General features: G+C 67.3%; 17 protein-coding genes. 9 read left to right on the top strand and 8 right to left on the bottom strand.

All coding sequences use genetic code 11. The features are described from left to right. Positions 1-9 precede the first annotated feature (9 nt). The 4 genes from AB0I14_RS26940 (at position 10) to AB0I14_RS26925 (ending at position 3,890) form a co-directional block, all read left to right on the top strand. A complete protein-coding gene (locus tag AB0I14_RS26940) occupies positions 10-588 on the top strand; it encodes a hypothetical protein (RefSeq protein WP_358028351.1) in 579 nt (192 codons plus the stop codon). After that, positions 558-1,058 carry a CAP domain-containing protein gene (locus AB0I14_RS26935; RefSeq protein WP_358028348.1) on the top strand — a complete coding sequence of 167 codons (501 nt, stop codon included), beginning with the start codon at positions 558-560 and terminating at the stop codon, positions 1,056-1,058. The genes AB0I14_RS26940 and AB0I14_RS26935 overlap by 31 nt, the downstream gene beginning before the upstream one ends. A 44-nt stretch (positions 1,059-1,102) precedes the next feature. Continuing rightward, positions 1,103-2,404 (top strand): acyltransferase, encoded by a 1,302-nt coding sequence (locus AB0I14_RS26930; protein ID WP_358028346.1) that lies wholly within the window; start codon positions 1,103-1,105, stop codon positions 2,402-2,404. An 85-nt stretch (positions 2,405-2,489) separates the two neighbouring features. Further along, entirely contained in the window at positions 2,490-3,890 is a 1,401-nt protein-coding gene (locus AB0I14_RS26925) for an HNH endonuclease signature motif containing protein (protein ID WP_358028343.1), read from the top strand. A gap of 228 nt (positions 3,891-4,118) precedes the next feature. On the opposite strand, the gene AB0I14_RS26920 is transcribed toward AB0I14_RS26925, so the two are convergent. Together AB0I14_RS26920 and aceA are read right to left on the bottom strand one after the other, a co-directional pair. After that, complete coding sequence (locus AB0I14_RS26920) at positions 4,119-4,424, bottom strand: hypothetical protein (RefSeq protein WP_358028340.1); 306 nt, start codon at positions 4,422-4,424, stop codon at positions 4,119-4,121. A gap of 187 nt (positions 4,425-4,611) precedes the next feature. Next, positions 4,612-6,894, bottom strand: coding sequence for an isocitrate lyase ICL2 (aceA, locus tag AB0I14_RS26915; protein ID WP_358028338.1), 2,283 nt, complete (start codon positions 6,892-6,894; stop codon positions 4,612-4,614). Between the two features lie 216 nt (positions 6,895-7,110). On the opposite strand from aceA, the gene AB0I14_RS26910 reads away from it, so the two are divergent. Both AB0I14_RS26910 and AB0I14_RS26905 read left to right on the top strand, forming a co-directional pair. Next, a complete protein-coding gene (locus AB0I14_RS26910) occupies positions 7,111-7,266 on the top strand; it encodes a hypothetical protein (RefSeq protein ID WP_358028335.1) in 156 nt (51 codons plus the stop codon). A 33-nt stretch (positions 7,267-7,299) separates the two neighbouring features. After that, complete coding sequence (locus tag AB0I14_RS26905) at positions 7,300-7,695, top strand: DUF4267 domain-containing protein (protein ID WP_358028333.1); 396 nt, start codon at positions 7,300-7,302, stop codon at positions 7,693-7,695. A 7-nt stretch (positions 7,696-7,702) separates the two neighbouring features. Here AB0I14_RS26905 and AB0I14_RS26900 read toward each other — a convergent pair whose 3' ends face one another. Both AB0I14_RS26900 and AB0I14_RS26895 read right to left on the bottom strand, forming a co-directional pair. Continuing rightward, a complete protein-coding gene (locus AB0I14_RS26900; RefSeq protein ID WP_358028505.1) occupies positions 7,703-8,968 on the bottom strand; it encodes an MFS transporter in 1,266 nt (421 codons plus the stop codon). Further along, entirely contained in the window at positions 8,961-9,815 is an 855-nt protein-coding gene (locus tag AB0I14_RS26895; protein WP_358028502.1) for an SDR family oxidoreductase, read from the bottom strand. The genes AB0I14_RS26900 and AB0I14_RS26895 overlap by 8 nt, the downstream gene beginning before the upstream one ends. Positions 9,816-9,989: 174 nt before the next feature. Here AB0I14_RS26895 and AB0I14_RS26890 point away from each other — a divergent pair, with 174 nt between their 5' ends. Next, on the top strand, positions 9,990-10,916 hold the full coding sequence (locus tag AB0I14_RS26890) for a hypothetical protein (protein WP_358028330.1): 927 nt from the start codon (positions 9,990-9,992) through the stop codon (positions 10,914-10,916). Positions 10,917-10,921: 5 nt separating this feature from the next. Here AB0I14_RS26890 and AB0I14_RS26885 read toward each other — a convergent pair whose 3' ends face one another. From AB0I14_RS26885 to AB0I14_RS26870, 4 genes are all read right to left on the bottom strand, one after another. Continuing rightward, positions 10,922-12,235 (bottom strand): peroxidase, encoded by a 1,314-nt coding sequence (locus AB0I14_RS26885; RefSeq protein WP_358028327.1) that lies wholly within the window; start codon positions 12,233-12,235, stop codon positions 10,922-10,924. A 6-nt stretch (positions 12,236-12,241) separates the two neighbouring features. Beyond that, positions 12,242-12,802 carry a hypothetical protein gene (locus tag AB0I14_RS26880; RefSeq protein WP_358028325.1) on the bottom strand — a complete coding sequence of 187 codons (561 nt, stop codon included), beginning with the start codon at positions 12,800-12,802 and terminating at the stop codon, positions 12,242-12,244. A gap of 181 nt (positions 12,803-12,983) precedes the next feature. Then, entirely contained in the window at positions 12,984-14,492 is a 1,509-nt protein-coding gene (locus tag AB0I14_RS26875; protein WP_358028323.1) for an AMP-binding protein, read from the bottom strand. Continuing rightward, positions 14,489-15,061, bottom strand: a complete 573-nt coding sequence (locus tag AB0I14_RS26870; protein WP_358028321.1) for a TetR/AcrR family transcriptional regulator — start codon at positions 15,059-15,061, stop codon at positions 14,489-14,491. Before AB0I14_RS26870 ends, AB0I14_RS26875 begins: the two co-directional genes overlap by 4 nt. An 89-nt stretch (positions 15,062-15,150) precedes the next feature. On the opposite strand from AB0I14_RS26870, the gene AB0I14_RS26865 reads away from it, so the two are divergent. Both AB0I14_RS26865 and AB0I14_RS26860 read left to right on the top strand, forming a co-directional pair. Next, positions 15,151-15,987, top strand: coding sequence for a mycofactocin-coupled SDR family oxidoreductase (locus AB0I14_RS26865; protein WP_358028319.1), 837 nt, complete (start codon positions 15,151-15,153; stop codon positions 15,985-15,987). Beyond that, on the top strand, positions 15,984-17,168 hold the full coding sequence (locus AB0I14_RS26860) for a cytochrome P450 (RefSeq protein WP_358028317.1): 1,185 nt from the start codon (positions 15,984-15,986) through the stop codon (positions 17,166-17,168). Before AB0I14_RS26865 ends, AB0I14_RS26860 begins: the two co-directional genes overlap by 4 nt. Positions 17,169-17,182: the final 14 nt, after the last annotated feature.

Here is a 17,182-nt window from a genome sequence, read left to right as displayed (position 1 = left end):
GAGCTCGCCATGACCACCGTCACTGAGCTGGAGACCGACGAGCCCGTCGTCGACGAAACCGACTCCGCCGCACCCGTTGATCCCGTCCAGGACGACACCGAGCCGGCGCGCTGGACGCGGGTGCTCGCCTTCGCCGTGCTGCCGGCCCTGGCGCTGATCCTGGCGCTCGCCGCAGGCTTCCTGAAATGGCAGGACAGCACCGCGAGGTCGGCGCAGGCAGCCGCCGCGGAGTCCGTCCGCGCCGCCGGCGAGAGCACCGTGGCGATCCTGTCCTATCGGGCAGACACCGTCGACACCGAACTGCCTGCGGCAGCGGAGCGGCTCACCGGCGCCTTTCGCGACCTGTACACGCAACTGATCGACGACGTCGTCATCCCAGGGGCCAAACAGCAGGTGATCTCAGCGGTTGCCACGGTGCCGGCGGCCGCGCCGGTAACGGCGTCGGCCCGGCACGCGGTGGTCCTGGTTCTGGTCGATCAGACCACCACGATCGGCACCGGGCCGCCGACCAAGTCCACCTCCAGCGTGCGCGTCACCCTCGACAAGGTCGAAAACCGATGGCTCATATCGCAGTTCGAACCGGTCTGATCGCTGTCGTCGCGGCCCCGATCGCGCTTTCCGGCGCATGGGGTCCGGCGTCCGCGCATGCCGACAACCAGAGACTCAACAGCAGCGTGGTCGTCAACGTCTACACGATCCAGCATCAGGCGGGCTGCACGAATGACGTGAAGTCCGATCCGAAGCTGAGGTTGGCGGCCGAATGGCACACCAACGATCTGCTCGACAATCGCCAGCTGGATGACCATCTCGGCTCCGACGGCTCCGCACCCCAGTCACGTGCCGAAGCTGCGGGATTCCGTGGTCGGGTCGCCGAAACCGTGGCGATCAACCCGGCACTGGCGATCACTGGCGTCGAGATCCTCAACCAGTGGTACTACGACCCGGTCGACCTCGCGATCCTGTCCGACTGCGCCAACTCCGCCATCGGCGTGTGGTCGGCCAACAGCCTGGACCGAACGGTGGTCGTGGCGGTGCTGGGTCAACCGAACAACACGTAGTACTACCCATCCGCGCAGTGCCATGTGACCGGCAGACTGAGGCCATGCCAATCGATGAGGTTGTCCCGACCTCGGACACCGTCGCCCACGACACCAAACCCGACCGCGACCGCGCCGTCGACGTGGCGCGCCTGGGCGCCCTGCTTGTGGTGATCTTCGGGCACTGCGCGCTGCTACTGGCCACCATCGACTCCGGTGGCGTGCGGGTCGGCAACATCCTCGGCGCCTTGCCGTCGCTGGCCCCGGTCACCTGGGTGCTGCAGGTGATGCCGCTGTTCTTCATGGCCGGTGGGGCCGCGGGTGCGTACAGCTGGCGCGACGGACGACCCTGGGGTGAATGGCTGCTCGCCCGCGCCCAGCGGCTGTGCCGGCCGGTGTTCTGGTACCTGGCCGTGTGGACGGTGGTCCTGCTGGTGGTGCGCGCGACGATGGGAGCCTCGTCGGCGTCGGCGCTTGGGCGCGAATGCGTGGCGCTGTTGTGGTTTCTGGGTGTCTACCTGGTGGCGCTCGCCTTCGTCCCGGCACTGATGCGCCTGACCACCGGCCGGTCGTTGGCGTGGGTGGTCGCCGGCTTGCTGGCCGCGTCCGGAGTGGTGGATGCGATCCGGTTCGCGGTGGGAACGCCCGAAGCGGGCACCGCCAACCTGATCATCGTCTGGCTGATCCCGGTCGTGATCGGGGTGGCCTACGCGCGTCACCTGATCTGTGCACGGCGGGCGCTGGCGATTGCGGTCGTCGCGTTCACGGCGCAGGTAATCCTCGCTCTCACCGGCATTTACGACGTGTCCCTCGTCGTCACCGGAACCGAGCACGTATCCAACGTATCGCCGCCGACGCTGCTGCTGGCACTGCACTGCATCTGGATGCCGTGCCTGTTCATCGCCGCCGCAAACCCGATCCGCCGCTGGGCCGCCCGTCCGCGCGTCTGGTATCTGGTGGCGACGGGCAACGGGGGAGCCATGACGCTCTACTTGTGGCATATCCCGGTGATCGCCGTCGCCGCGTTCAGCCTGCATGCTGCCGGCCTTGATGCCTTCGATCCGCATGCGCCGGGCTTCTGGGCCCACTTGGCCTTGCGGGCAGTGGTTTTCGGCGTTCTCATGGCGGTTGCTTTCCGACTGCTGTCGCCGCTGGAGCATCGCCCGCTGCCGTGGTGGGACGGCCGAGTTCAGATCAGCGGAGCCAGGGCGGTACTGACCGGTGCGCTGCTGTGCGTCGCCGGCGCTGCGTTGACACTGATGGCCAAGAACGGTCTCGACGGTGTGCTGGGATGGTCGGCGCTCGGCGGATTCGTCGTCGCGTGCGTCGCTGCCCGGGCCAGCGCGGGGCGGTCTGTCAAGGCCTAATTCCCCTGTGCGGCAGCATCTGTGGATGAATCGTGCGTTGTGGATAACTTCTCCGGGCGTCGGTTGATGGCGCTAGAATTCGAACATGCTTGCGAACGCCGTTTCGAATCGGGAGACGGTGCTGGCCGCCTACGCCGAGTACGACGCCGCGTGTGCCACGATCGCCACCCTGTCCTACGACGCCATGAGCCTGCCCGAACTGCTCGACCTACAGTCGCGCCGCGAGCACCAGCTCCGGTGCGCCCCGGTCGTGGATCACCGCCTGCTCGCCGAAATCCAATCCCGCACCACCGCGCAGGAAATCGGCGCCAAGAATTGGGCCGACGTGCTGTCAATCCGGTTACGCATCAGCAACAAAGAAGCCAAACGCCGCATCAACGAAGCCGCCGACCTCGGGCCGCGCAGCACCGTCACCGGTGAATCGTTGGGCCCGGTGTTGCCGGCCACCGCCGCCGCCGTTGCCGGTGGCCACCTGAACACCGAACACCTCGCGATCATCCGCAAGTTCTTCGCCAAACCCCCGGTACCCCTCGATGCCGCCACCCATGCCCAGATCGACCAAGATCTGACCCGCATCGCCACCGGCAACAGCCCCGAAATCCTCAAACAATGCGTCGAGCGCATCGCGTTCCTGCTCAACCAAGACGGCGACGAACCCGTCGACGAAAAATGCCAACGCCGCCGCGGTGTCCGCCTCGGCCCACAGGACGTCGACGGGATGTGCAGACTTGAGGGTTGGCTGACCCCGGAAGCCGCCGCCACCATCACTCCGATGCTCGCGAAATACGGTGCCCCGGGCATGTGCAACCCGGCCGACGAAACCCCGTGCACCACCGGCACGCCCAGCGCTGAAGCCATCGCCGCCGACACCCGCACCGCCGCCCAACGCAACCACGACGCGCTACTCGCCATGGGCAGGAGCATGCTGTCCTCCGGTGAACTCGGCCAACACAACGGACTACCGGTCACCGTCGTGGTGTCGACCACGCTGCGCGAACTCGAAACCGCCACCGGTATCGGTTCCACGACCAGCGGCATCCAATTGCCGATCCGCGATGTCATCCGGATGGCTGCCCACGCCCACCACTACCTCGCAGTGTTCGACAACCACCGCGTGGTGCCGCTCTACTTGGGCCGCAGCAAGCGCATTGCCAGCCCCGCCCAGCGCCTCGTCCTGCACAACCGCGACGGCGGCTGCACCCGACCCGGCTGCACCTGCCCCACGGACCGCTGCCAATGCCACCACGCCAAAGCCGATTTCGCACAAGGCGGTCGCACCGACGTCACCGACCTCACCCTGGCCTGCCCTAAAAGCAACCGACTCGTCCACGAAGGCGGCTGGAGCACCCGCATCCGCGATGACAGCCGCATCGAATGGATTCCACCACCACTACTGGACACCGGCCAAGACCGCACCAACCACTACTGGCACCCCGAAGACCTCTTCCACGCGCCCGAAGAAGACGGCAAGGAAGACGATCCCTAGGTGGCCTGATCCGTGGCGGGCGCCGACACGCCTCCGGCCCCGATGCCGACCAGGAGGCGGGAGTCGGCGCCCTCGTCGTGTGGACTGCGCGGGTGCGCGCGGAGTTTCGTTGGTGCGAACCAGGACCGTCGCCACGGGTGAGGTCACAAACAGCGCCAGAGCTCAGTAGGTTTGCCGAGCTTGGTATGTCCGGACCGGCTACCGGGTGGCGAAAATCCTTGGCGGAGATCAGGGTCGCGGTGTCACCCCAGGCGACGGGCTCGGCATCGTGCCGCCGGGGCCCATCATGCCGCCCGGCCCCATCATGCCGCCGGGACCCATCATCGGGCAGGAACTCGCCGGCCGGTCATCGGACTGCCCGCGGTACCCCCCGTGGTGATAGCCCTGGCCCGCACCGAGCATCAGCCCGCTGAAGAAGATGACGGCGACGATGAACAGGATTCCGGCGACAATGCCGACCACGGCCGCGGCCTGGCCGAGTCGGCTGGGCCGGCCGTCGGATGTGTCGGTTCGGGATCGAGGTGCTTCGGTCATGTCTGCGGCCCTCCTGAACGAATTCGGCTGTCGCCAGTATGCGCCGACTCGAAGGGCACCAATAGGGACGTTTGTCATCGATTCGGGCCGTACTGACTGGCTCTGGCTCTAGCTCTGCATCGGATTCCAGGGCCGGGTGGCCATCACACATGCGTCAGTGATGCGCCGCTGAACTCCGCGAAAACCGTCAGTCCTCCTTGCGGATCAACCGTCCCAGCGCCTCACGATCGGGTGCCAGCAGTTCGTCGATGCGGGCCTGGTTCACGTCGGCCACGATGATCTCGCCGACCTCCTGGTACACATCGCTGAAGATGCCGTGTGCCTTCATCTTCTCGGTCTGATAGACGTTGTCCTCCGTCGGCGTCACGTAGTAGACGATCTCCGGCTTGAACCGGTGGATCAGCCACACGTGGATCAGGTCCATGAGGCGCTTCTTGCGAAGCTTCTCGGCGAAGGTGTTCTGGTCGCGCACCGTCAGGATGTTGCGGCCATGCCGGTCTTTGATGGGGTCGACGACGACGTTGGCCAGCGGCTCCTCGCCGTCGCCGTAGATACCGAGGTCGAGCACGTCCGACCCGGCGCGGCGCGGCCGCAGCTGCACCCGCAGGTTCTCGCCGATCTTGTAGTAATCGCCCCACATCGCCAGCCACTCCTCGAGGAGCTTCTTGGGCACCTCGGTCTGCACCAGGTGCTGGTGCTGCGTGGAGCCCGCGCCCATCGACTTGGTGGTGGCGGTACGGCCCGACGAGGCGGCCAGCGCGGCGTCGCTGCGCGGACCGCCGACCAGCGTCTGTGGTGTGCGGTAAGGGGATTCGACCAGACGCATCTTGCGTTGCAGCCGCGCCAGTGCCAGCATGCCCTCCTGGCGCAGGGAGGTCGCGAACTCCTCACACGCCACGCCGTCGACCTGGTGGCCGCCGTAGGTGATGAAGTTGAAGACGAACCCCATCTTGCCGAGTTCCTCAGGGAACGCCCGCATCTCGTCATCGGTCATGCCGGTGGTGTCCCAGTTGAACGACGGTGACAGGTTGTAGGCGAGCATCTGGTCGGGGAACTCGGCGTGGATCGCGTCGGCGAACTGCTTGGCGTCGGCCAGGTCGGCGGTCTTGGTCTCCATCCACAGGATGTCGGCGAAAGGCGCGGCCGCCAGCGACTTCGCGATCGCATATGGAATGCCGCCACGGACCTGGTAGTAGCCCTCGGGGGTCTTCACCCGCTCGCAATCCCAGGCCACGTCGGCGCCCAACTCGCGCGCTTTTTCCTGCGCCGTGTACAACGACGCCCGCGCGGAGAAGCCGCGCCAGTCGGCGGCACTCATCGCGGCCGGCTCACCCTCGCGTTCCCGGTACTCCAGAAGTTCGGCGACCGCCTCGCCGTAGGTGTTCAGCCCGGCGTCGGCCTGCCATGCTTCGACGAACGCCGACTCGACCTTGTCGAACAGGGCATCCACCGAGTCCCCGGCGGTGTGCCCTTTGACGGCCTCGGCGATCGTGGCTGTGATGCCCTCGCGGTCCAGCCAGGACTCGGCGGTCGCATACTCGCCGGCCGGCAGCGCGTAGAGCAGGTGGCCGTTGAGCTCGGTGAGTCCGAGGTCGTAGAAGCGTCGCACCATGGCCAGGAAGCACGACTTGTAGGTCGGCACCGACAGGTTCGTCGCCCCGAGCAGGAACGGCTGGTCGCGCTCGTCGGCGCGGCCGTCGATCAGGTTGGCCGCCTCGGCATCGGTACGCGCCACGATGATGCCGGGCACCCGCATGATGTCCAGCTGGAACCTGGCGGTGTTGAGCCGCTTGATCTGCTCATCCGAGGGCACCAGAACCTTGCCGCCCTGGTGGCCGCACTTCTTGGTGCCGGGCCGCTGATCCTCGATGTGATAGCCGGGCACCCCGGACTCGACAAAGCGGCGGATCAGGTTACGGACATGCGGATCGCCGCCGTGACCGGTGTCGGCGTCGGCGATGATGAACGGCCGGTAGTCGACAGACGGGGTCGTCGCACGCTGCTCCGGTGTCATCCGCAACCGCAGGTACTGCTGATTGCGGTCGGCGGTCAGCAGCGCCCGCACCAGGCCGGCGGCCTCGTCGGGCACCTGGCTCAGCGGATAGCTGGCCAGGTCGGGTCCCGGATCTTCACTGATCGAGCCCTTGGCCGAGGTGGCCCACCCGCCCAGGTAGATCCCCCCGATGCCCATCCGTTTCATCACCACCGCCTGGCCCGGTGAATACGGCCCGAAGGTGGTGATGCTCTTCTTCTGGCTGAACAGTTCGCGAAGATGCGGAAAGAACGCGGTCGCGGCCTCGCGGGCAACCGGATAGTCGGACGGGATCGTGCCGCGTTGCTCGGCGACCTGACGCGCCGAATACAGTCGGACGATGCCCTCGAACCGGGGGCTGTCGATGTACGCCTGGGTGGCTGCGACATCGCTCTCGAATGACGAGTCGGTCTGTGCGTCGGCTTCGATGGTGGCCATGTGTGCGCTCCTGAACTCGGGTACCTCCGATTATCGCGGCGCGCGGCGAGCGATGGACCCAGTTGGGCAAATCAGCGCGTGGTCCCTGTTTGCCCGCACCGCAGTTGCCGGTGCGCAATGTCGAAAGACAGCCGAGATCAAGGTGTTTCACAGGTGGTGTGTTTGCCTTCGGTTGATATCGGGGCGGCCTGGTCACCACGGTCCTAGGATCGGTGGATGTCGAAGTTCACAAGGAAGGTGAAGTCACTTTTCAGCAGGCGTCGGCCGGTCACGGCTGAGGACGCCGCCGAGATAAACGACTGGGTAGGCGAGGGCGGTGCGTTGCATCCCGACGGGCCGCCGGAGATCATCGATCCGGAGAAGAACCGCTGACTTTCGACCGGTCCAGGCTCTAAGCTGCACGGCATGTCGATAGACCGGGCTGCGCTCGCCGCCGGTGCCATGCGATTCGCGTCGGGCGTCTCGTTTCTCGTCGACCCGCTGCGGGCCAACCGGCTCTGGGGCGCACGGAACGAACCCGACACCACGGCACAGCTGCTGTTGCGGTCGATGGGATACCGCGACGCGCTGATCGGCGGGCTGCTGCTGACGGCGGGACTACGCGGCAAGGACACCCGCGGCTGGTTCCTGGCCTCCGGCGGTGCCGACGCCGCCGACCTGATCGGCGGCCTGGCGGTCCACGACCGAATGCCACGATCACAGCAGGTCATCGGCCTCGGGGGAGCCGTGGTCGGTATCGCCGTCGGGCTGTGGGGCGCCACCCGCCGCCGGGAGCGCGCGACGGACCGGGCGGCAGACTAGGCCGGGCCTAGGTACCGGCCTCGACGATGTCGCTGCGGTACCAGCGGGCGGCGATGAGATAGCAGCCCATGGCCAGCAGTTGCAGCGCCGGTACCAGGATCAGCAGGGCCCGGCCCAGCGCGTGCACGCCGAGGTCGGCGGTCAGCGCGTCACTGATCAGGCCGGTGACGAACGGGCCGATGGACCCGAGGGTGGCGTTGAAGAACAGGAAGATCGCCGACGCGGTAGCCCGTTGCCCCGGCAGGACCAGACGGTAGATGGCCGCGATGGACGGAGCCAGGTACGCCGTGCCGATGACGTAGCTGAGCGCCAGGAACCACACGCACGCGAGGCGACTTTCGACGGTGAACGCCAACACCGAAGCCGGCAGCAGCAGCGCGGTCGTCGCCACCACGATCCACAGCAGCCAGCGGGCATCGCGCACGGCCAGCCGATCGGCCAGCCGGCCCACGATCAGCAGCCCGAGCACCCCGGCCAGCCCGGTGGCCAGGCCGTACTCCCACCCGACCTCGCTGAGCGACATGGACCGCGTCCGCATCAGGAAGGCCGGGGAGAATGTGGTCAGCGAGTAACCGGCGGCCGAGACGAACGCGGTCCCGCCGATGACGGCCAGGAAGCTGCGTTTGCGCAGCAGGCCCCACCACTTGACCGTCGTGTCCTGTTCCTGGCGTACCGCAACCGGCAGCGATTGGCGGGCACCGACGATCAACAGCACCAACGGGGCGAACACCACACTGAACGCGCCCATCACCACGAAAGCTGTCCGCCACCCCAGGTTTTCGGCCAACAGCCCGCCGCCGATCAGGCTGGCGCCGCTGGCCAGCGGGATCGCGAACGTGATGACTGCCAGCGGTGCCGCGCGACGTTCCGGGGCGAAGTTGCGGGCCACATAGGCATGTGCTGCCGGGGTACTACCCGCCTCGCCCACCGCGACGCCCACCCGAGTGAGCGCGAGCTGAAAACCAGATTGCACGGCACCGCCGAGCATGGTCATGGTGCCCCACAGCGTCAGGCAGGCGGCGATCACCGCGCCGAACGCCCCGCGGTCGGCAACCCTGGCCACCGCGACGCCGAGCACCGCGTACACGATCAGGAAACCGAACCCGTTGATCACCCCGATTGCGGTGTCCGACAGGGCTAGTTCGTGTTTGATCGGCTCGGCCAGGACCGAGGGCAGGAACCGGTCGACGTAGTTGAGGGTTCCGACCAGGGTCAGCAGCGCGACCGCGGCCCACGCGCGTCGCGGTCCGTGTACGTGGTCCGCCTCACCCATGTCGAACGCCGCGGGCAAACCGCCAAAGGTACCGCGGCAGCCGGCGCAGTGGCACAGCCTTCGGCCACTCCTGGGGGCGGAAGAAGGCGTCGGAGCCCCCGTCGACGAAAACCACACTGCCACAGAGGAAATCGGCCGCATCCGACAGCATGAAACACATCCAGTCGGCGAGGTGGCCGGCGTCGCCGTAGCCGCCGATCGGAACCGGGAACCTCCGCACGGCAGCGCCCTCGCGCGGATCCGCGAGTTGAGCCTGCAGGAGTGGAGTCAGGATCGCGCCCGGGGCCAGCGCGTTCAGTCGGATACCGGCACCTGCCCAGGCCGCGGTGACCGCATTGGTCCGCAGCCAGCGGCTCACCGCGATCTTGGACGCCGCGTACATGAGGGCCGACCCGTTCCGGCCGAACAGGCGCAGTGAGCGGACCGCCGTGCCGGTGTCGCGTGCCGACAACGCCCGAATGGTCCGGCGGGGAACCATCGGTACCGTTGTCGTCGAATTGCTGGAGATCACCACGACTTTGGCGCGGTCCGCATTGGCGAGCGCGGGCCGCCAGGCGTCGAGGAGCTCGACCACGCCGAGGTAGTTGACCTCGGCGATCAACCGGTTGCGGTCAGCGCCGGGGCCGGGGCCGAGCCCGGCGGCCAGCACGGCCCCGTCGAGCACTCCGCCGCACGCGGCCAGCGCGCCGTCGGCCGCCGCCCGGCGGCCCTGCGGGGTGGACAGGTCGGCAACCACCTGGCCTTCCTTGAGGTCCACACCGATCACGGTGTGTCCGAGGTCCTGTAGCCGTTGGGTGGCTTGCAATCCCATGCCGGATGCGGACCCGGTGACCGCGTATGTGCCGATGATCGCCTCCTTGCCGCCCGAATCCGGGCCGGTTCGGCGGCAAAAATAGCATCCGGGTGAATTCTCGGTGCCCAACCGGTTACCGATCCCTTCTCCCGGATGCCGATGCCTGCGGGACGACTTACGCTCGTCGCGGCCGGGTGCCGGTCACGCGAGGGGAATCGAGGTCGCAGGGTGAAGACAGTGCTGGGGCTGTCGGTGACTTCGCACGGCATCGCCTGGGCACTCGTCGGCGGCGATGGCCGCACCACAGATCTCACCTCGCTCGACGACGACGCCTTCGACGTCGACGCCACCGGTGACGTGACCACCCGGGCCGCTGCCGCTGCCCGCAGCGCCCAGGCCATCGGTGCTGCCAGTGGCCAGAACGTCGCCGCGATCGGCGTATGTGCGACGGGACTGGTCTCCGATGACGGCCACGATGCCGTGGCCCAGCTCCTCGACCTGCTCGCCGACGCGGGATTCGACGACGTGCGGATCGTCCCCGGACGATCGGACACCACCGCCCGGGCCGCGGCACTGGCCGTCGCGACCGACGCGGTCGCCAGGACACCGAGGCCGGCCGCCTTCCGGGCCCCGGCCCCCCGTCGGCACACGGCGGTGCGGGCAGTGGCCGCCAGTGCCGTGGCGATCGCGGCGGGACTACTCACGGTCGGCTCGCAGTTCGTCGAACCGGTGCCGGACCCGGCCGCCGACGACGCCGACATCACCGCTGCGGCGGAGCCGCAACTCGTCACCGTCATCACCCCGCGGGACGTCACACGGACGGTGGCGGAATCGCCTGCCCAGCCGGCCGCCTCGATCCAGGCAGCCGAACGGGCGGAGCGGGTACCGGTCGCCGAACCGGTCGCGGTGGTCCAGGTGCCCGCGCTCGCGCTCGCACCCACGCCGTCACAGACGCCGACCGTGCCGATTCAGCAGCCCGTCGCGGTCACCGTCCCGCACCTTCCGGCAGCTGAGCCGCACCTACCCGTGCCCGCGGCACAGCCGCACATTGCGGCGGACCCGTCGCCGGGGCCGGCACTACCCGTTGCAGTTCCTGCGGCCCAGCCGAGCCCGGCGCCCGCGGCCGGTCTGTGGTTCCTCGGCGCGATGCCCTAGCCGCGCTACAGAGCCGCCAGATACCGCAGTCCCGACATGCCCGGTAGGAAGAAGTAGGCGCCACCCCGAAGGGTGGTGAAGGCCGGAATCCCCTTGTGCACCTTGCGGATCGGACGTTTGGGGACGGTGAAGTCCAGTGTGCCGTCCTGGGTGCCGCAGATCGGGTCGTGCTCGTTGCCCAGTTCGTGGAACGTCTTGTCGTTGATCCATACGTTCTGTGCGAATTCGAACTGGCGCACCAGGTCGGCGCAGACGATGAACGCGGCGATGCCGCGATCCACACCGTCATCGGGTGCGCCGTCGGGCAGTGCGGGGCCGTAGGTGGCGCCGCGCCGGATCATCCGGCGGCGGTTCATGTAGTGCGCGGTGTCCCGTGGGTTGAGCCGGCGCGCATGCGATCCCAACGGGCAGGCGTAGCCGAACGGATCCATCTCCTTGTAGTTGAAATCGTTGTTGCGCATCGGATCCGCGCCCAACTCGGGATCGTCGTGCTCGGGCGCCAGGACCAGCGGTGCGCCGCTGCGCCACCGGCCCATGAACTTCGCGGCCAGCAGTTCCTCGGCCTCCGGCGAATCGGACCGCTCACGAAGGTAATCCCGGAACTCCCCGACGTGCTCCTCGAGCCGACGGTAGGCCATATAGCTGCCGTTGCGCGACAACGCATCCGGCTTGGGCAGTTTCGTAACCGGGCCGTCCTCATCGGGGTAGCCGAGGATGAACTCACCGGGCTCAAGCGGGTCGCCGGAACCCGGCGTCGGCTCCTCCCCGGATCCCTTCATCACGGGTTGGGACAGTCGATCGCGGAACCCGAAATGGTCGTGGGCGTAGTTGAACGGTGGGGTCGCGTTCAGGTCCAGGTAGGACAGGCTGCGCACCCCGGCGGTTCGGTCCAGCAGTTTGTCGTGTTCCTCGATGGAGCGACGGCACTGCTCGTCTGTGCGCGAGAACAAGATCGCGATCGCGTGCAGATCCTCACCGGCGAGGCCGCCCAGCCAGTGTTCGGGCGCGGCTTCGCCGGTGTCGCCCAGGATCGTGGCGCGCTGGGCCATGCCTTCCCGGAACGCATCAGGAAAGGTGGCCAGCGAATCCTCGTCGACGCCGAGGGCCCGCAGCCCGGTCCACGTGAACGCCAGGGTCACCCAACGGTCGGACTCGTCCATGGTGGCCGTCGCTTCCGTGGCCGACTGCACCTTGTCCAGCAGTTCGGCGAGCCAGGCCCGGCCGCCCTCCGGGGTGTCGAACGTCAGGAACTCGTAGCGTCCGGTGATGGCCGGGGTGCGGGTCAGCAGGATGTGTTGGATCTCGTCGAACTCGAGCACGGCGGGTTACTGCATCTGGTCGAGCATGGTGGAGAAGGCCGCCTTGAGTCGCAGTGCCTTCTTGATCTCGTCGGCGGTCACGTACGGGTACTCGCCGTATTCCAGGAAGCTCGGCACCTGGTGGGCCCGGACGAACTCGATGAACGCCTGCGGGTTCTCCTTCCAGTCCTCCGGGAACCCCTCCAGATTGGTGAATACCGTGGTGATGCCGGTGGCGCTGAACAATTGCACCGCGTCCTCGGTGTACTTGTCGAAGTCGGTGTCGAAGATGCCCTGGTATTGGAAATGCAGGCCCGAGCCGATGTCGAACAGTTGCCAACGCAAATAGTGCAGCCGCAGTGGCGCAAGGACTTCGGGGCTGGCGGCGACGGCGGCCTCGATCTGCTTGCCATAGGCACGCACCGCCTCCTCGCGACCCTCCTTCACCTTTGCGATGATGGAAAAGCCATGGCAGGCAGGCGTTCTAGGATAGGTGGGGCCGTATCGACCCTCCTTGAGTTCGAAGTAGCCGTCCGGTGGGATGGCCATCGCGGCGGGCTTGGTCCAGTCATGGTCGTTGGTAGTCATAGTGGAACCCCCAGGTGCACTCAGGTAACGCCGAACGCTAGCACCGTGGCGCCACCCGAAACATGGATTGCATTGACGTGCCGGGAAATTTGCCAAGGTATTTGGTGGAAAACCCGGAAAACGCCAGTGCTCGGCGTAATGTCCGCTATGTCGTAGCCGTTGAGGGGTTGGCCACGGCCTGTTACGTGATCTGGGCACCGCCCAGAACGGCGGTGCGCGCGAAGGCACGAACCCGGTCCTTGGCGACCTTCCCGTTGCCGGTGAGCGGTAGCGCCTCGGTGAACAACACCATCCGGGGCCTTTTGAAACCCGCGATCATGCCGCGCACGTGGCCGATCAACTCGTCAGCGGTCGGCCGGCGCCCCGGCGACGGGACGACCACCGCGCAGACCGCCTCGCCCCAGTAGTCATCGGGAACCGCGACCACAGCGACCTGGTCCACCCCGGGATGTCCGGACAGGGCGTCCTCGACCTCGCGGGAGGACACGTTCTCACCGCCGGTGACGATGATGTCCTTGAGTCGGTCGACGACGAACAGGCGTCCATCGGTATCGGTGCGACCCATGTCGCCCGTGCGTAGCCAACCAGCTTCGGTACTGGTCCCGTCGGGCCAGTAGCGGGGTGTCACCTGTGCGCCGCGTACCACGATCTCGCCCACCTGCCCGGGCGGCAGCAATCCGCCGTCCGGGTCGGTGATGCCGATCTCGACGTCCCGGTGCGGATAGCCGGCGCTGGTGAGCAACTCGGGACGGTCCGCCGCACCGGCGCGATGGTCGTCGGGGCCGAGAAATGTGATGTTCCCACCGGTTTCGGTCATCCCGTAGCCCTGGTGGAAGTCGACGCCGAGAGTGTCGATGGCCCGACGCAGCAGATCGAGCGGCATCGCGGCCGATCCGTACGCGATCGCGGTGAGAGTGGGCAGATCGGTCCCGGTGCGTTCGAGATGGCCGAGCAGCGAGTGCAACATGGTCGGCGCCAGCGAACACGAGGTCACCCCGTGGGTGCGCACCAGGTGCGCGAAACCCTCGGGGCGGAACTGGGCGCACAGGACGACCGTCGCGGCGACCGCATGCTGCACCAACATGTTGTAGCCGGCAATGTGGCACATGGGAAACGGCAACAGGTACACCCCGCCGGGCTGCACCGAGCGGCCCGCCACCGAGCCCCACACCGCGGTGAGGATCGAACGGTGGCTGTGCACAACAGCTTTCGGAACCCCGGTGGACCCGCTGGTGAACAGCAGCCAGGCCGGATCGTCGGGGACCACCTCGTGGTCCAGGGGGAGGCCGGCAGCCGGTGCAGCCCGCCACTGCTCGGATTCGAACGCGACGTCGGGCGCCCCGGTGTGTGCGAGAGCCGACAGATACCGCTCGTCGCCGAGCAATAGGGTGGGCGCGGCCGTGGCCAACTGGGCAGCCTGTTCGGCCGGGCTGAGACGCTGATTGATCAGGGTCAGGATGCGCCCACTGCGCGGCACCCCGTAATACAGCTGGGCATAGGCAGCGCTGTTGTCGGCGACCACGGCCACCCGGTCACCCGGGGCGGTACGGGCAGCCACCCAGCCTGCGACGCCGAGGGTCTGCCGGTCGAACTCGGAAAAGGTCGCGGTGGTGCCGTCGTCGGTCACCACGGCCGGGCGGTGGGGCGTCCCGGCGGCGGCCGCCGAAACCAGCTCGTGCAGAAGGCTCATGCCGGATCCCCCTGGGGCAGATCGAACCGGTCCAGGTAGCGGCGCACGAAATCCTGCGCCTGGGTATGCCCACGGCTGATCCCCAGCCCCTGCTCCAGCACCAGGATGCGGGCCAGGCTCGCCACGATCATCGACATCACCACGGGCGGGAACTCGTCGGTGTCGACCCCGTGCGCCTGTAGCGCCGAGGACATCGCGGCCTCCTCGAGATCGCGGAACCGATCGGCGTAGCCGGCGATCTCGCTGCGGATGGCCTTGCGGTGGTTGGCCAGCGCCATGAACTCCATCCACAGCGCCGCGCCCTGGGTGTTGTTGAGTTCCCACAGCGCATGCAGCGGGGAGTCCTCGGCGAAGGCCTCCTGCTGAGTGCTCAGGTTGGCCTCGGCGCCGGCCGCCAGGACCGCGATGAACAAGTCGTCCATGCTCGGGAAGTAATAGTGCACCAGTGCGGGTTTGACCCCGGCCTGAGCGGCCACCCGCCGCGACGTCGCCGCGGCGTACCCCTCCTCGAGCATGACCTGGGCGGTGGCCCGGATCAGCGCTCGGCGGGTGGTGCTCGGCGGACTCATCGCACCCTTGACCACGCGCGGCGGCGGCTGCTAGACATGGCCTGAGTGTAATTATTGGGCGATCGCCCAAAATCGGCGGAGGGTGGGCGATGACAGGACGGGTCGACGGCAAGGTCGCACTGATCACCGGAGCGGCCCGGGGACAGGGCCGCAGCCACGCGGTGCGGTTGGCGGCCGAGGGCGCCGACATCATCGCCGTGGACATCTGCGCAACCTTCGACCGGTCACCGGCATCGGGAGCGACGGCAGAGGATCTGGCCGAAACCGCCGATCTGGTGAAGAACCTCGGCCGGCGCATCGTCACCGCCGAGGTCGATGTACGCGATTTCGGCGCGCTCAAGGCCGCCGTCGACAGCGGCGTCGAGCAATTGGGCCGACTGGACATCATCGCCGCGAACGCGGGCATCGGCACCACCGGGGTGAAGCTGGACCGGATGGACGAGGACCTCTGGCAGGAGATGATCGACGTCAACCTCAGCGGTGCCTGGAAGACGGTGAAAGCCGGTGTGCCCCATATCCTCGCCGGTGGTCGGGGCGGGTCGATCATCCTGACCAGCTCGGTGGCCGGAACGAAGGCCTACCCGTTCACCGGGCATTACGTCGCGGCCAAACACGGTGTGGTGGGCTTGATGCGCAGCTTTGCCGTTGAACTGGGCCAACATTCGGTCCGGGTGAACTCGGTGCACCCCACCCATGTCAACAGCCCGATGCTGATGAATGACAAGACCTACCGAATGTTCCGGCCGGACCTTGAGAACCCGGGGCCGGACGATCTGGCGCCGATCTGCCAGACGTTCCACATGCTGCCGATCCCGTGGGTCACTCCCGAGGACATCAGCAATGCGGTTTTGTTCCTGGCGTCGGACGAAGCCCGCTACATCACCGGGGTCACCCTTCCCGTCGATGCCGGCAGCTGCCTGAAATGACCGTGTACTACGACCCCTATGACGTCGGGATCGTCGCCGATCCCTATCCGGTCTACGCCCGGCTACGCGACGAGGCACCGATCTACTACAACGAGCGCTACGACTTCTGGGCACTGTCCCGGCACGTGGACGTAGAGAAAGCACTGTCGGACTGGGAAACATTCTCCAACAGCCGAAGTGACATCCTCGAACTGGTCAAGTCCGACTTCGACATGCCGCCGGGCGTGATGATGTTCGAGGACCCGCCCATGCACAGTCTGCTGCGCGGACTGATGTCGCGGGTGTTCACTCCGCGGCGGATGGCTGAGATCGAGGATCAGATCCGGCAGTTCTGCGTGCGCTGCCTGGACCCGTTGGTCGGCTCGGGCGGATTCGACATCATCGCCGAACTGGCCTCGATGATGCCGATGCGGGTGATCGGAATGCTGCTCGGCATACCGGAATCCGAGCAGATCGGGGTCCGTGACGCCAACGACGCCAATCTGCGCACCAAACCGGGCGCACCGATGAAGGTGGTACAGGCCGACCGCATCGCCGACGGCCGGATCTACGCCGACTACGTCGAGTGGCGGGCCAACAACCCCTCCGACGACCTGATGACGGCCCTGCTGAACGTCGAGTTCACCGACGAGTTCGGGGTCACCCGCAAGCTTGAGCGCAAGGAAGTGCTGCACTACACCCAGGTGGTGGCGGGTGCGGGGAACGAGACCACCGGCCGGCTCATCGGCTGGCTGGCGAAGGTGCTCGCCGAGCATCCCGGCCAGCGTCGCGAGGTGGAGCGGGACCGGTCACTGCTGACCCGCGCGGTCGACGAGACGCTCCGCTTCGAACCCACCGGGCCGCACGTGGCACGTTGGGTGGCAAAGGATTTCGAATACGACGGCACCACGGTGCCCGCCGGCAGTGCGATGCTGCTGCTGTTCGGGGCGGCCAACCGTGATCCGCGCCGCTACCGCAACCCCGACACCTTCGACATCCACCGCGACAACATCAGCCACCTGACCTTCGGCAAGGGTCTGCACTACTGCCTGGGTGCCAATCTGGCACGGCTCGAAGGCCGAGTGGCCCTCGACGAACTGCTCAACCGTTTCCCCGAATGGGAGATCGACTACGACAGTGCGCAACTGGCACCGACCTCGACGGTGCGCGGCTGGGAGAAACTGCATCTCGTGGTTGGTTGACTGTGGTGAACTTG

This window comes from Mycobacterium sp. NPDC050441 (genome assembly GCF_040655355.1).
GTDB lineage: Bacteria > Actinomycetota > Actinomycetes > Mycobacteriales > Mycobacteriaceae > Mycobacterium.
Note: the sequence above shows the minus strand (reverse complement) of the source record. Positions and strands in the feature narration are given on the sequence as shown.